Below are 14,522 nucleotides of genomic sequence, written 5' to 3'. Positions count from 1 at the left end.
GGCGCGTTGCCCGGCCAGTTCTGGCCGTTGCGGGACGTGTCGTTCACCATCGAGCCCGGCGAGACGGTCGGCGTGATCGGGCGCAACGGCACGGGCAAGAGCACACTGCTGCGGCTGATCGCCGGGGTGCTCATCCCCGACGAGGGCGGCATCCGGGTGCACGGCGCGGTGGCGCCGTTGCTGGAGTTGTCCGCCGGTTTCTCCAACGACCTGACCGGGCGGGAGAACCTGCACCTGGTCGGTGGGCTGCACGGACTGTCGACGAGCTACCTGAAGCGGCACTTCGACGAGATCGTCGAGTTCGCCGGTGAGCAGGTGGAACGGGCCATCGACACGTCGGTGCGGCACTACTCGTCGGGGATGAAGGTGCGGCTGGGCTTCGCGATCATCTCGCACCTGCCGCACCCGATCCTGCTGATGGACGAGGTGACCGCGGTCGGGGACGCGGAGTTCCGCAAGAAGTGTTACGCGACTATTGATCGTCTGCTCGGGGAGGGGCGCACGCTGGTGCTGGTGTCACACAACGAAAAGGACCTGACCCGGTTCTGCCGTCGGGGGTTGTACCTCGACGCGGGCCGGTTGACGCTCGACGGCACCATCGCCGAGGCGCTCGACGCGTACCACGCCGCGGTTCCGCGGTGACGCTCGCGATCGTGCTCGCCGCCGGGACACCCGCGGCGGGCCTGACCACGGCGACCGGTGAGCCGCTGGCCGACCGGCTGGCCGCCCAGTTGCGCCTGGCCGGGGCGGACGAGGTGCGCTTCGCCGCCAACCTCGACGAGCTGTCCGACCTGGTCACCAGGGCGACCGCCCCGGTGCTGATCACCGGCACGGACCTGGTCGCGCACACCGCCGTACTGCGGCACCTGGCCACCAGCCCGGTGGGCCCCACTGTCGCGCTGGTCCTCGGCGACCCGCCGGTGCCCGGTCGGACCGCGGTGCGCGAGGAGCGCGGCCAGGTGGTCGACGCCGGCGCGTTGGACGCCCTCGACGGGGCCGCCACCGGCGTGTTCGGCGGCGCGCTGCGGGTCGGCGTGGACGACCTGCCGAACCTCGCGGCCGCCGCCCGTGCCGCCGCGTCCGGGATGCTTCCCGTCGCCGCCCCGATCGGCCCGGCCGGCGACGTGGCGCCGCTGCCGGCGACCGGCGGAACCGGCTCCGGAGGGTCGGTAGCGGCCGGTGGCCCCGGGTCCGCCGTGGACCGGATCTTCGCGGGTCTCGCGGCGCTCGGCACCCTGATCTTCGCCCAGCGGGTACGCCTGCTCGTCGCCCACCGGGTCGAGGACCAGGCCGGGCTGACCGCTGCCGAGACGGCGGTGACCGCTGTCGACGAGGACCGGGCCGAGCTGCGGCTGTCGGTGAAGGAGAAGGACGACTTCTTCTCCACCTACTTCGTCAGCACCTGGTCGCCGTACGTGGTCCGGCTCTCGGCCCGGCTCCGGCTCACCCCGACCGGGGTGACGGTGATCTCGGTGCTGTTCGCGTTGGGCGCGGCGGTGCTGTTCGGGGTCGGTGGGCGGCCCGCGCTGGTCGGTGGCGCGGTGCTGCTCTACCTGGGTTTCGTGCTGGACTGCGTCGACGGCCAGCTGGCCCGCTACACCCGGCACTTCAGCGCCTGGGGTGGCTGGTTGGACACGATGGCGGACCGGGCCAAGGAGTACCTGGTCTACGCCGGGCTGGGCTTCGGGGTGAGCCACGCCGGGCTGGGCAACGGGTGGGCGCTCGCGATCGCCGCGATGACGTTGCAGACCGTCCGGCACATGACCGACACCTGGTACGGGGTGCTGCACGACGAGGCGGCGCGTCGGCCGCGTACGGCGACGAACGCCGGCGGCGGGATCGGTGACCGGCTCAACGCGGCGTCGACCCGGGTGCAGGCGGACACCGGCTCGCTGTCGTACTGGCTGAAGCGGACAGTGGTCTTCCCGATCGGTGAGCGGTGGGCGTTGATCGCGCTGACAGTGGCGCTGTTCAACCCGCTGGTCAGCCTGATCGCCGTGCTGGTCTGGGGGGTGCTGGCGTTCGCGTACACCGGGGCGCTGCGGACGCTGCGGGCCCGCTGGATGTGGGTGCCCGTGCTGGACACTGTCGACGCCACCCTGCACCGCGACGACGGGCCGCTGGCCCGCTGGTTGCCTGTGGTCCGCCCGATGGGGCCGCTGACCCTGGCGGTGATCGCCGCGCTCGGCCCGGCGGTGCTGCTGGTCGGGGCGCTGCTCAGCGACGCGCCCGAAGGGCTGCGTTGGGCGGTGCCGGTGGCGCTGCTGGTGTTGCTGGTCGGAGGGCTGGGCGCCGGGGCGGCGCACAACGGTCCGCTGGACTGGCTGGTGCCCGCCGCGTTGCGGGCCGCCGAGTACCTGTTCGCCATCGCGGTCGGGGTGGTCGGCGAGGCGCCCGGCTGGCTGATCTTCGGGTACGTCTTCGTGCTCACCGTGCACCACTACGACCTGACCGCCCGGCTGGAGAAGCGACAGGTGGCACCGCCCCTGCACGCGGCGACGCTGGGCTGGGAGGGGCGCTCGGTGCTGCTGGCCCTCGCGGCGATCGCCGGTATTGCGGGTATCGGACTGGCTACACTCGGTGCGTACCTTCTCGTGGTTTTCGTGGTGAGCGTCGTCCTGGCCTGGTTCGTGCGACCGGCCCGTAGCGCGCGGGCGTCGGTGGCGCCGGCGGGCGCTGGAGGTGCCGCGCCGCGCTGACGGAGGGCGGCCGGATGACTCTGATCAGCTTCGTGGTGCCGGCCTTCCGGGTGCAGGGATACCTGCGGGAATGCCTGGACTCCATCCTCGGTCAGCCGGAGACCGACATCGAGGTGATCGCCGTCGACGACTGCTCGCCGGACGCCAGCGGCGACATCATCGACGAGTACGCGGCCCGCGACCAGCGGGTGCACTCGGTCCGGCTGTCGGAGAACGTCGGCCTCGGTCCGGCCCGGAACATCGGGCTGGACCGGGCCGTCGGCGAGTACGTGTGGTTCCTCGACGGCGACGACTGGCTGGCTCCGGAGTGCCTGACCGAGGTCGCCGAACGGTTGCGGGTCACTCGCCCGGACGTCCTGCTGGTCGACCACGTGCGCACCCACTGGAACGACACCGCCACCCGCAGCGCGATGGCCGAGGTGTTTCCGGAGTCGCCGGGCCCGGGCACCTTCCGCCTGCGGGACCGGCCGCAGGCGATGCACCTGCTGCACACCGCGTGGAACAGGCTGGTCCGTCGGGAGTTCCTCGCCGACCTGGGGCTTCGCTTCGCGCCCGGCTGGTACGAGGACGTCTCGTTCAGCTACCCGGTGCTGATGGCAGCGCACCGGATCGGCGTACTGGACCTGGTCTGCGTCAACTACCGCCAACGCCGCGCCGGCGCGATCACCCGGACCCGGGGTGACCGGCACTTCGAGGTCTTCCCGCAGTGGCACCGCGTCTTCCACCTGATGGATTCGTGGGGGTCGGCGACGGAGGCCCTGCGGCCGGCGGTCTTCGAACGGATGATCTGGCACTACCTGACAGTGCTCGGCAACGGTCAGCGGATCGCGCCGGAGCTGCGGGAGGCGTTCTTCGCGCAGATCACCGCCGACTACGAGCGTTGGCTGCCGGCCGGCGGCTACCCGGTACCGGACGGGGTCGAGGGGATCAAGCACAAGCTGGTCGCCTCCGGCCGGTGGCGCACCTTCAGCGCGTTGCGGGCCGCCAGCCGGGCCCGCGACGCCGCCCGCCGGCGGGCCCGCACCGCGCGCCGCACTGTCGGCCCGGTCGCCCGGCGCGGTGCCCGGCTGACCCGGGACGGGCTGCTGCGCGAGTACTACCGGGCTGAGTTGCGGCGGCCGGTCGACCCGACGCTCGCGGTGTACGCGGCGTACTGGTACCGGGGTTACTCCTGCAACCCGGCGGCCATCTACGAGGTCGCCCGCCGGTTGGCGCCGGGGGTGCGCGGGGTGTGGGTGGTCCGCCGGGACCGGGTGGACACCGTGCCGGCCGGAGTGGAGTACGTGGTGGCCGGCACGCCGGCGTACTACCGGGTGCTCGCCCGCGCCCGGTGGCTGGTCAACAACGTCAACTTTCCGGACTTCGTCCGTAAGCGGCCGGAACAGGTGCACGTGCAGACCCACCACGGCACGCCGGTCAAGGTGATGGGGCTGGATCAGCAGCGCTACCCGATCGGCGCGGGCCGGATGGACTTCGCCGGGCTGCTGCGCCGGGTGGACCGCTGGGACTACAGCGTCAGCGCCAACAGCTTCTCCACCCAGATGTGGGACCGGGCGTACCCGGCCACGTACACCACGCTGGAGGTGGGGTACCCGCGCAACGACCGCCTGGTCACGGCCAGCCCGGACGAGGTGCGCCGACTCCGTGCGACGTTCGGCCTCGACCCCGACGAGCAGGTCGTCCTGTACGCCCCGACGCACCGTGAGCACCTGCCCGGCTACCGGCCGCCGTTCGACCCGGACCGGTTCGTCCAGGCGCTGGGTGACTCCGGCCGGTTGCTGATGCGCAGCCACTACTTCCACGACCGTGATCGACGTCCCGGCCAGCCGAGGGACTGGGAGAGGGTTCGTGACGTCAGCGGCCATCAACGGGTGGAGGATCTCTACCTGGTGGCGGATGTGCTGGTCACCGACTACTCGTCGGCCATGTTCGACTATGCGGTGTTGGACCGGCCGATAGTGCTCTACACCCCGGACTGGGAGGCGTACCGGCTGGCCCGGGGTGTCTACTTCGACGTCACCGCCGAACCGCCGGGCGCGGTGGCCTCCACTTTCGCCGATCTGCTCGACCTGTTCCGTACCGACGGTGTGCGCTCGGACGCGGCGACCAAGGCCCGCGAGCATTTCCGGGCCCGGTTCTGCACGTTGGACGACGGCCGGGCGGCGGAGCGGGTGGTGCGGCAGGTGTTCCTCGGGGAGCCGGGCGAGCGGTCCACGCGCTGCTGATCGCGGCTTCTGTCGTGTAATAGCAGTGTCATCGATCGAACATGAGACGTTTACCCGATGTCACAAACCCATGATCCTGGTCACAGTCTTGTGGGGTTCGGTCGACGCGCGCTGGGGGGGAAGACGGTGAGCACCGTCACGCTCAAGGATGTGACCAAGGTTTTCCGAGATGGCACGCTGGCCGTCGACAGCATCAACCTGGATGTGAACGACGGCGAGTTCATGGTGCTGCTTGGGCCGTCCGGGTGCGGCAAGTCGACAGTGCTGCGAATGATCGCCGGGTTGGAGGAGCCGACCACCGGCGCGGTCATGCTCGACGGGGAGGTGGCGAACGACCTGCCCCCACGGGACCGCAGGATCGCCATGGTCTTCCAGGACTTCGCCCTCTACCCGCACATGAGCGTTGGCGACAACATCGCGTTTCCGCTGCGGCTGGCCGGGGTCGAGCCCGAGCCGCGGGGCGAACGGGTCAGCGACGTGGCGAGCGCGCTGGGCATCGGTGACGTGCTGGCCCGCAAGCCAGGTCAGCTCTCCGGCGGGCAGCGGCAGCGGGTGGCGATGGGGCGCGCGATCGTCCGCCGGCCCGGCCTGTTCCTGATGGACGAGCCGTTGTCCAACCTGGACAGCGGCCTGCGGGCCGAGTTGCGTGCGGAGATCTCCGGCCTGACCCGCGAGCTGGGCGTCACCACTGTCTACGTCACGCACGACCAGGCCGAGGCGCTCACCATGGCCGACCGGGTGGCCATCATGCGCCGTGGCGTGCTCCAGGACGTGGGCACACCGACCCAGGTGTACGGCCGGCCGGCGACTCTCTACGTGGCGGCGTTCCTGGGCAGCCCACGGATGAACCTGCTGGAGGCGTCGGTCTACGTCCATCTCGACCGGTACGTCACGCTCAACCTCGGTGACCAGTCGCTCTACCTGCCCTGGAACGACATCCGCAGTCGGGCGGTGGCGCACTACCACGGTGAGCGGATCGTGGTCGGCATGCGGGCCGAGGCGCTCACTCCGGTCGCACCGGACAGCCCCGGCGACGTGCTGCGTGGGCGGATCCGCTACCTGGAGCACCACGGGCACGAGTCGTTGGCGTTCCTCGACATCGGCGCGACAGCGATCGTTGTCGACGAGATGGGTGCCCCCCTCGAACCGCCGCCGGTCGGCCAGCGCGGCCTGCGCCGCTTCGGCTCGGTGATGCAGCGGCTCACCGGCAAGCCGGTGGACGCGCAGGAGGCCCCGCCCAGTGGCGTCCAGACCAGCGTGCTCCCCGATCCGGGCCGGCACCACCGCCGCCCGGCGGAGTTGGCGGTGCGGCTGGCGCCGTACCCGGCGGTCAGCGCCGGTCACCCGCTCGCCGTCTCGGTACGGATGGACGCGCTGCACTTCTTCGACGAGCGCGGTGACCGGATCGACGTGGGTTGGCGCTGACGACGTACCCGGACGGGGTGGCGGGCCCGCCACCCCGTGCCCTACCGTCTGCCCACCAGTCCACTGTGAAAGACCACCGAGAGGGGTGCACCCGTGTCGGGTGACCGTCCCAGCCCGCTCGTCATCGAGCGCATCCTGCGGGATCGCGAGAGCATCTGGCAGCAGATCGTGGCCGAGCGTGACCTCAACGCCCTCACCGGGCGGATGCTGACCAGCTCCGCCATCGCGTTGGCCTGCTACGGGGCGGTGCTGGGCTTCTTCCACAGCCCGCTGATGGCGCTGACCTCGGCGCTGAAGCTGCCGCTGCTGTTCCTGGTCACCCTGGTCATCTGCCTGCCCACGCTCTACCTCTTCAACCTGGTCTTCGGCGCCCGGCTCTCGGTGCGGCAGTCGTTGGCGCTGGTGATGGTGGCGATCACTGTCACCTCGATGCTCGCTGTGGCGTTCGCGCCGATCAGCCTCTTCTTCCTGATCACGGCCAACGACTACGGTTTCTTCAAGCTGCTCAACGTGTCGATCCTGACCCTGTCGGCGCTGGTCGGGTTGCGCTTCCTGACCAGCGGGATGCAGGTGCTCAACGACAACGGGCTGCTCGCGCCCGAGGCCGCCAAGGTCACTGTCGACGAGCGGGCCAGCGCCCCGGCACCGGTCCAGGCCGTGCCCGCCGCGGTGCCCGCCGGGCCGTCTCCGGCCGCCGGTCAGAGCGCCGAGCCGGTCGCCGTGCCGGCCGGGGCCGCAGTGGCCGAGTCGACAGCGAACGGTGCCGTGACCACCGCGACGGCTCCGGCCCAGGTTCCGACGCAGTGGGCCGGTCAGCCGGCGGGTGCCTCGTTCCCGCCCGGCATGCTGCCGCCCGGCTACGTGGCGCAACGCCCGTGGGACGGCCGTACGGCCCGACGCGGTGAGCCGACGCAGCGGCCGGCCAGCATGACCCTGCTCTACATCTGGATCCTGCTCTTCGGTTTTGTCGGCACCCAGCTGGCGTGGACGTTGCGCCCGTTCTTTGGCGACCCGGGGCAGGATTTCTCCTTCTTCCGCAGCATCGACGGCAACTTCTATGCGGAGATCCTGCGCATCATCGGCAACCTCTGACCGTGCCCTGACGGCGAAGTCGCTGGTTGCCGGCCTGGTTACCGGTTAGTAACGTCAGGCCATGACTATCGACTCCCGCCAGGTGGCGGCCGGCATGCTGGAAGCGGTGCCGTTCGCTCGTACGCTCGGTATCGAGTTCGTCGAGGTGGCACCCGAGGCGGAGGGCGGCGTGCGGGCAGTCGTCCGGCTGCCCGACTCGCCGGCCACCCACAACCACATCGGGGGCCCGCACGCCGGCGCCATGTTCACCCTCGGCGAGACGGCCTCCGGCGCGGTGGTGCTGGCCGCCTTCGGGCAGCTGCTCGACCGGGCCGTGCCGTTGGCCGTCCGGGCCGAGATCGCCTACCGGAAGCTCGCCATGGGCCCGGTGCTGGCCACCGCGCGCCTCGGCCGGCCGGTGGCCGAGGTGGCCGAGGAGCTGGCCGCCGGTCAGCGCCCGGAATTCCCCGTCGCGGTCCAGATCGCCACCGAGGACGGCAAGCCGACCTCGGAGATGACGGTGATCTGGACGCTGCGACCGAACTGAAACGCCTCAGGGAGGCCGAAACGGGTTTGCGGGCCCAGCGGGGTGGATAGATTCGAACCGTGCTGGGCCTACCTGCTCACGTGACCGCCTGTCTCTTCGATCTGGACGGTGTGCTGACGCAGACCGCCCGCGTACACAACGCCGCCTGGGCGCAGACGTTCGACGAGTTTCTCCGCCAGCGCTCCACCGTCTCCGGCGAACCGTTCCAACCGTTCGATTCGGGCCCGGACTACAACCGCTATGTCGACGGCCGCCCCCGGGCCGACGGCGTCCGGTCGTTCCTCGCCTCCCGCGGCATCGTGCTGCCCGAGGGTGGCCCGGACGACCCGCCGGAGGCGGAGACCGTCAACGGCCTGGGCAACCGCAAGAACGTCCTGCTGCTGCACCGTCTGCGTACCGACGGCGTCGAGGTCTACCCGGGATCGGTGCGGTATCTGAAGGCGGCCACCGCCGCGGGCCTCCGCCGAGCCGTGGTCACCGCCAGCGCGAACGGGGGTGAGGTGGTGGCCGTCGCCGGGTTCGAGCCGTTGCTGGAGGCTCGGGTGGACGGGCTGGTCGCCCGTGCGCAGGGGCTGCGCGGCAAACCACACCCCGACACGTTCCTCGCCGGGGCCAGGCTGCTCGGCGTCGACCCGACGCGGGCCGCCGTCTTCGAGGACGCGCTCTCCGGGGTGGCCGCCGGCCGCGCCGGTGGCTTCGGCTACGTGGTCGGCGTCGACCGGGTCGGGCAGGCCGACGAGTTGCTCGCTCACGGCGCCGACATCGTGGTGACGGACCTCGCCGACCTCCTCGACCGCGAGGACCCACCGGCGCCGCACCGCGCCGCGACCGACCCGATCGCCACCGAACGAGGCTCCGGATGATTCGGGAGCGCGCCTATCCGGTAGAGCCGTGGCACGTCCGGGAGACCCGACTGGACATGGACGTGCTGGCCCAGTCGGAGTCGGTCTTCGCGCTCTCCAACGGGCACGTCGGCCTGCGGGGCAACCTCGACGAGGGCGAACCGCACGGCCTGCCCGGCACCTACCTCAACTCGTTCTACGAACTGCGTCCGTTGCCGTACGCGGAGGCGGGCTACGGCTTCCCCGAGTCCGGGCAGACCATCGTCAACGTCACGAACGGCAAACTGATCCGGCTGCTGGTAGACGACGAACCACTCGACGTGCGGTACGGCGAGCTGATCGCCCACGAGCGGATACTCGACCTGCGGGCCGGCACGCTGCACCGGGAGCTGCACTGGCGCTCGCCCGCCGGCCGGGAGGTAAAGGTCCGCAGCACCCGTCTCGTCTCGTTCACCCAGCGGTCCGTGGCCGCCATCAGCTACGAGGTGGAGGCCGTCGACGGCCCGTTGCGGCTGATCGTGCAGTCCGAGTTGGTGGCGAACGAGTCGCTGCCCGCGCAGAGCAAGGACCCGCGGGTCGCGGCGGTGCTGGAGTCGCCGCTGCAGGCCGAGGAGGAGCTGACCACCCCCGACGGCGGCCAGCTGATCCACCGCACGAAGGTCTCCGGTCTGCGGGTCGCCTCGGCCATGGAGCACGAGGTGCACGGCCCGGACCACACCACCATCGAGTCCGAGGGCTACCAGGACTGGGTGCGTACCACCATCGCCTGCGTGCTCCAGCCCGGCGAGAAGCTGCGGGTGATCAAGTATCTGACGTACAGCTGGTCGAGTCGCCGGTCCCTGCCGGCGCTGCGCGACCAGGTCGGCGCGGCACTGGCCGGTGCCCGGCTCGACGGATGGGACGGGCTGCACCGGGAGCAGCGCAACTACCTCGACGCGTTCTGGGATGCCTCCGACGTGCTGGTCGAGGGCGACCCGGAGGTGCAGCAGGCGGTCCGGTTCGGGCTCTTCCACGTGTTGCAGGCCGGCGCGCGAGCCGAGCAGCGGCCGATCTCGGCGAAGGGACTGACCGGCCCCGGTTACGACGGTCACGCCTTCTGGGACACCGAGATGTTCGTCCTGCCGGTGCTCACGTACACCCAGCCGAGCGCGGTGCGCAGCGCGTTGCAGTGGCGACACAGCACGCTGGATTCGGCGCGGGAACGCGCCGAGACGCTCAACCTCCGAGGCGCGGCCTTCCCCTGGCGCACCATCGGCGGCCCGGAGTCATCCGGGTACTGGCCGGCCGGAACGGCAGCCTTCCACATCGCCGCCGACATCGCCGACGCCGTGCGCCGCTACGTGATGGTCACCGGGGACACCCAGTTGGAGCGGGAGATCGGGCTGGAGCTGCTGGTGGAGACCGCCCGGCTGTGGCGCTCGATCGGCCACCACGACCGGCACGGGCAGTTCCACATCGATGGAGTCACCGGCCCGGACGAGTACACCGCCGTGAAGAACGACAACGTCTACACCAACCTGATGGCACAGCGGAACCTGCTCGCCGCCGCCGACGTGGTCATGCGCTACCGGGACGAGGCGTTCCACCTCGGCGTCACCGACGAGGAGGCCGCGAGCTGGCGGGACGCCGCCACCTCCATGCACATCCCGTACGACGAGGAGCTCGAGGTCCACCAGCAGGTGGAGGGCTTCACCCGGCTCCAGGAATGGGACTTCACGCACACACCGGCGGAGAAGTACCCGTTGCTGCTGCACTACCCGTACTTCGAGCTGTACCGCAAGCAGGTGGTGAAGCAGGCCGACCTGGTCCTCGCCATGCACTGGCGGGGGGACGCCTTCACCCCCGAGGAGAAGGTGCGCAACTTCCTCTACTACGAGCGCCGCACCGTACGAGACTCGTCGTTGTCGGCGTGCACCCAGTCCGTGCTCGCCGCCGAGGTGGGCCACCCCGAACTCGCGCACACCTACCTGCGTGAGGCCGCGCTGATGGACCTGCACGACCTCAACGAGAACACCCGCGACGGCGTACACATGGCGTCGTTGGCCGGCGCGTGGCTCGCCCTGGTCAGCGGGTTCGGCGGTCTACGGGACCACGACGGCGAGCTGTCCTTCGCCCCCCGGCTCTCCAGCCGACTCAGCCGGTTGGAGTTCTCACTCCAGTGGCGGGGGTTGGCGCTGCGGGTGGACGTCCGGCCCCACCAGACGACGTACTCGCTGCGCCACGGCGGCCCGGACGACGTGGTGGAGTTGCGCCACCACGACCAGTTGCTGCGGGTGACCTGCGACGAGCCGGTGACCGTGCCGGTGCCACCGGCCGAACCGTCCGGCCCGCCGCCCGAGCAGCCACCGGGCCGGTCTCCGTTGCTGCGGCTGCCCGAACGCGAACAGTGACGGGCGGGACGGGAGTCTTCCCGCCCCGCCCGCCCGCGCTGTGAGTCAGACCGGCGTTCGCCGGCCCAGGTCGCTCAGACCGGCGCTCGCCGGCCTAGGTTGCTCAGACCGGCTCGCCGGTCGACGGACGCCCGATCGCGTCCCGAGGCGCCGCCGCCTTCGGGTCGTCGGGCAGCCGGGCCGAAGCGGCCTGGTCCCCGAAATCCTGGTCCCCGACGTCCTGGTTGCGCTCGGCGTCCTGTTCACGCTGGGTTCGCTCGGTCAGCTGCTGCTGCCGGGAAATCTGCTGCTTCGCCATGGCGATCCTCGCGATCCGTCGGGGCGCGGCTGCGCCGACACGGTCTGCGGTCGCTCGTCGCGTACCCGACGCCCCAGCGGGCAAACGCGGCACGGCTGCGGGCCCACGGCCCGGGGTGACGCCGTCGCGGCGTGCGTGCCCGGCGGCGGGCGGGGTACCCGGACCACCGGCGAGTACGCGGAGGTGGGGGGCATGGACGAGCAGCGCAGCGTGACCATTCCGATCGGGGACGCTCAACTCCCCGCCGACCTGACGCTGCCCGCCCAGCCGGTCGGCGTGGTGCTGTTCGCGCACGGCAGCGGCAGTTCCCGGCACAGCCCGCGCAATGTGGCGGTGGCCCGGACGTTGAACGGCCGCGGACTCGGCACGGTGCTGGCGGACCTGCTCACCCCTGCCGAGGACGAGGTGGACGCGCGAACAGCCGAACTGCGCTTCGACATCGGGCTGCTGGCCAGTCGGCTGGCCGGGATCGTCGACTGGCTGGCCGTCGAGCGTCCCGCCGGCGATGTGCCGATCGGTCTGTTCGGGGCCAGCACAGGTGCTGCCGCTGCCCTGGTCGCGGCGTCGTCCCGCGCCGATCGGGTGGCCGCGGTGGTCAGCCGGGGTGGTCGGCCGGACCTGGCCGGTAACGCGCTGGCCCAGGTGCGTACCCCCACGTTGCTCCTGGTCGGCGGGCTGGACGAAGAGGTGATCACGCTCAACGAGCGGGCGCTGGCCGAGTTGGGGCAGGTCGGCGAGCTACGGGTGATCCCCGGCGCCACCCATCTCTTCGAGGAGCCCGGCACCCTTGAGCAGGTCGCCGATCAGGCCGGCACCTGGTTCACCACGCACCTCGCTCGGTGATCATTCTGAGGGCAGGAGAGCCGAGGTCGAGCGGCGCTGCTGGACGGTGTCGATGACGCGCCAGAGGACGGCGGTGATCGGAACGCTGACGAAGGCGCCGGCGATGCCCGCGATCAGCGTGCCTGCGGTGACCGCCACCAGGATCACCGCCGGATGCAGTCGGACCTGCCGCTTCATCACCAGCGGCTCCAGCAGGTTGCCCTCGATCTGCTGCACGGCGATCACCGCCGCGAGGGTGAGTAGCGCTGTGGTGGGACCGTTCGCGGCCAGCGCCACCAGCACCGCCACCGCACCGGCCACCGTCGCCCCGATGATCGGCACGAACCCACCGAGAAACGTGATCAACGCAAGCGGCAGGGCGAGTGGCACCCGCAGCACCACGAGAGCCAGCCCGATGCCCAGCGCGTCGATCGCGGCGATGAACATGGTGCCCCGGCTGTACGCGCCCAACGTCCGCCAACCGGCCCGGCCGGCCTCGGCCAGCACGGGTTGGTTCGGGCCGGAGACCCGGGACAGCACCCAGTGCCACATCGACCGGCCGTCCTTGAGCAGGAAGAAGAGCAGCACCAGAGCCAGCAGCGCGGAGCCGAACACCTCGGTGGCGGTCCGGGCGCCGGCCACCGGGTCCGGAGAGCTGCCGCTGAGCCCTTCCCGGGCCTGGTCGACCAGCCGGTCCAGCTGTGCCTCGCTGACCGGCAGGGTGGACGTCACGAAGTCGCGGCTGCGTTCGACCCCCTGCGTCAACTCCTGGCTGAGCTGATCGAACTGGCTGGCGGTCAGGTTCCACACCAGGGCGCCGACGCCGACCAGGATGCCGAGCAGCACCAGTACGGTGCAGAGCGCGGCCAGCGCCGCCGGCAGGCGCAACCGGCGCAGCAGCAGCAGGACCGGGTCGAGGAGCGCGGTGAGGAAGATGGTGGCGGCCAGCGCGATGGCCAGCGGCGCCAACAGGACGGCGATCCGGCCGAGCAGGTAGAGCCCAGCGGCGATCACCACCAGGCAGGCGCTCCACAACACAGCGGTCCGGACCAGCCACGGCAGCGCCGCCCAGGTCTGGCGCGGCCCGGGGCCGCCTGTCGGTCCGGGTTCCTCTGCGGCCATGTCGGTCCTCCTCGATGTCGACGAGGTCGGTACCCGGTCGGCCGTGCCCCGACACCCGAATCGCTGGCCGTCGCCCGCGCGGATCGTACGTCGGCCGGAATGACGTGGGCGGGTGTTCGCGAATCACGTCCGGAGCGGCGGCGTTTGCGTGGTCCGGCCGAGGGAACGCGAAGGGGACGGACCGGACTGAGGAGGAACACCGTGGGTGACTTCATGGACAAGGCCAAGGACTTCGCGGACAAGCATGACAAGCAGGTCGACCAGGGCGCGGAGAAGGCCGGCGACATGGCCGACAAGCGCACCGGCGGCAAGTACGGCGATCAGATCGACAAGGGCGTGGACCAGGCCCAGGCGCGCACCGGTGAGGGCGACCAGGTCCGCTGACCCTGCGCGCTCCTCCCGGGCCGCTGACCCTGCGCGCTCCTCCCGGGCCGCCGAGCCGTCGGCGACCCGGGAGTGCCGGGTCCGGATGATGGCCGGGTCAGCGCTTGTCGCGTAGGTCGTCCATCGAGGTGGGCCGGCCGCTCAACGCGTCGCGCAACCGGTCGACGAGACCGAGGCCGGGTGCGAGCAGTTTGTTCGCCGGTGGGTGCTCCGGGCTCCCCGGATGTGGCCGGGTCGGCCCGATCTCCTTGATCGCCGTCACCTGGGCGGCGATCTCGACGAGTTCCTCCCGAGCCGTCGCCGCGCGCAGCCGGGGAAAGAGTTCCTTCTCCTCTTCCGTCACGTGGTGTCGGACGGTGCTGGTCAGGTGGGCGAGCAGCTGGTCGAAGCGGGCGTCGGACGCGTCGACGGACTCCAACTCCTTCATGGTCCGCTCGGCGTCGGCGTGCTCCGCGATCTCCCGGTCGGCGATCTCGTTGCCGTCGGGCAGCACCTTTCGGGCGACCGGATACACGTACGCCTCCTCGGCCACCGAGTGGCGGACGAGTTCGGCGATCACCACGTCGGCGAGGCGTCGGCGGTGCTCGGGGGTGCCCTGCCGGGTCGCCAACTCGACGAGGACTGCCTCGATCTCACGATGATCGGAGACCAGGATGTCGACGACATCGTGGTCGTCGGTGGTCGGTGGATTGGTCAT

General features: G+C 71.2%; 12 protein-coding genes and 1 pseudogene. 10 read left to right on the top strand and 3 right to left on the bottom strand.

Annotated elements, in window-relative coordinates:
• Positions 1-36 precede the first annotated feature (36 nt).
• The 8 genes and pseudogenes from NIE111_RS08250 to NIE111_RS08215 all read left to right on the top strand — a co-directional run.
• Positions 37-642 (top strand): annotated as a pseudogene (locus tag NIE111_RS08250) (ABC transporter ATP-binding protein); the annotation flags it as partial.
• Positions 639-2,699, top strand: a complete 2,061-nt coding sequence (locus tag NIE111_RS08245; protein WP_372488295.1) for a DUF5941 domain-containing protein — start codon at positions 639-641, stop codon at positions 2,697-2,699. The pseudogene NIE111_RS08250 and the gene NIE111_RS08245, both read left to right, overlap by 4 nt.
• Before the next feature lie 14 nt (positions 2,700-2,713).
• Positions 2,714-4,924, top strand: coding sequence for a bifunctional glycosyltransferase/CDP-glycerol:glycerophosphate glycerophosphotransferase (locus NIE111_RS08240; RefSeq protein WP_238683794.1), 2,211 nt, complete (start codon positions 2,714-2,716; stop codon positions 4,922-4,924).
• A 126-nt stretch (positions 4,925-5,050) separates the two neighbouring features.
• Positions 5,051-6,349 carry an ABC transporter ATP-binding protein gene (locus NIE111_RS08235; RefSeq protein ID WP_238683793.1) on the top strand — a complete coding sequence of 433 codons (1,299 nt, stop codon included), beginning with the start codon at positions 5,051-5,053 and terminating at the stop codon, positions 6,347-6,349.
• A 93-nt stretch (positions 6,350-6,442) separates the two neighbouring features.
• Entirely contained in the window at positions 6,443-7,441 is a 999-nt protein-coding gene (locus tag NIE111_RS08230) for a hypothetical protein (protein ID WP_238683792.1), read from the top strand.
• A 61-nt stretch (positions 7,442-7,502) separates the two neighbouring features.
• On the top strand, positions 7,503-7,967 hold the full coding sequence (locus tag NIE111_RS08225) for a DUF4442 domain-containing protein (protein ID WP_238683791.1): 465 nt from the start codon (positions 7,503-7,505) through the stop codon (positions 7,965-7,967).
• Between the two features lie 59 nt (positions 7,968-8,026).
• A complete protein-coding gene (locus NIE111_RS08220) occupies positions 8,027-8,830 on the top strand; it encodes an HAD family hydrolase (RefSeq protein WP_238683790.1) in 804 nt (267 codons plus the stop codon).
• Entirely contained in the window at positions 8,827-11,199 is a 2,373-nt protein-coding gene (locus tag NIE111_RS08215; protein ID WP_238683789.1) for a glycoside hydrolase family 65 protein, read from the top strand. The genes NIE111_RS08220 and NIE111_RS08215 overlap by 4 nt, the downstream gene beginning before the upstream one ends.
• A 103-nt stretch (positions 11,200-11,302) precedes the next feature.
• On the opposite strand, the gene NIE111_RS08210 is transcribed toward NIE111_RS08215, so the two are convergent.
• Positions 11,303-11,497 carry a hypothetical protein gene (locus NIE111_RS08210; protein WP_091395197.1) on the bottom strand — a complete coding sequence of 65 codons (195 nt, stop codon included), beginning with the start codon at positions 11,495-11,497 and terminating at the stop codon, positions 11,303-11,305.
• A 192-nt stretch (positions 11,498-11,689) separates the two neighbouring features.
• On the opposite strand from NIE111_RS08210, the gene NIE111_RS08205 reads away from it, so the two are divergent.
• The gene (locus tag NIE111_RS08205; protein ID WP_238683788.1) at positions 11,690-12,340 is read left to right on the top strand and encodes a dienelactone hydrolase family protein; all 651 of its coding nucleotides are present in this window, start codon (positions 11,690-11,692) and stop codon (positions 12,338-12,340) included.
• On the opposite strand, the gene NIE111_RS08200 is transcribed toward NIE111_RS08205, so the two are convergent.
• Positions 12,341-13,441 (bottom strand): AI-2E family transporter, encoded by a 1,101-nt coding sequence (locus tag NIE111_RS08200; RefSeq protein WP_238683787.1) that lies wholly within the window; start codon positions 13,439-13,441, stop codon positions 12,341-12,343.
• Between the two features lie 213 nt (positions 13,442-13,654).
• On the opposite strand from NIE111_RS08200, the gene NIE111_RS08195 reads away from it, so the two are divergent.
• Positions 13,655-13,825: an antitoxin gene (locus NIE111_RS08195; protein WP_231393380.1), complete on the top strand. Its 171-nt coding sequence runs from the start codon at positions 13,655-13,657 to the stop codon at positions 13,823-13,825.
• 97 nt (positions 13,826-13,922) lie between these two features.
• Here NIE111_RS08195 and NIE111_RS08190 read toward each other — a convergent pair whose 3' ends face one another.
• Positions 13,923-14,522, bottom strand: coding sequence for a hemerythrin domain-containing protein (locus tag NIE111_RS08190; protein WP_238683786.1), 600 nt, complete (start codon positions 14,520-14,522; stop codon positions 13,923-13,925).

Source organism: Micromonospora hortensis (assembly GCF_022230935.1).
GTDB classification, from domain to species: domain Bacteria; phylum Actinomycetota; class Actinomycetes; order Mycobacteriales; family Micromonosporaceae; genus Micromonospora; species Micromonospora hortensis.
Note: the sequence above shows the minus strand (reverse complement) of the source record. Positions and strands in the feature narration are given on the sequence as shown.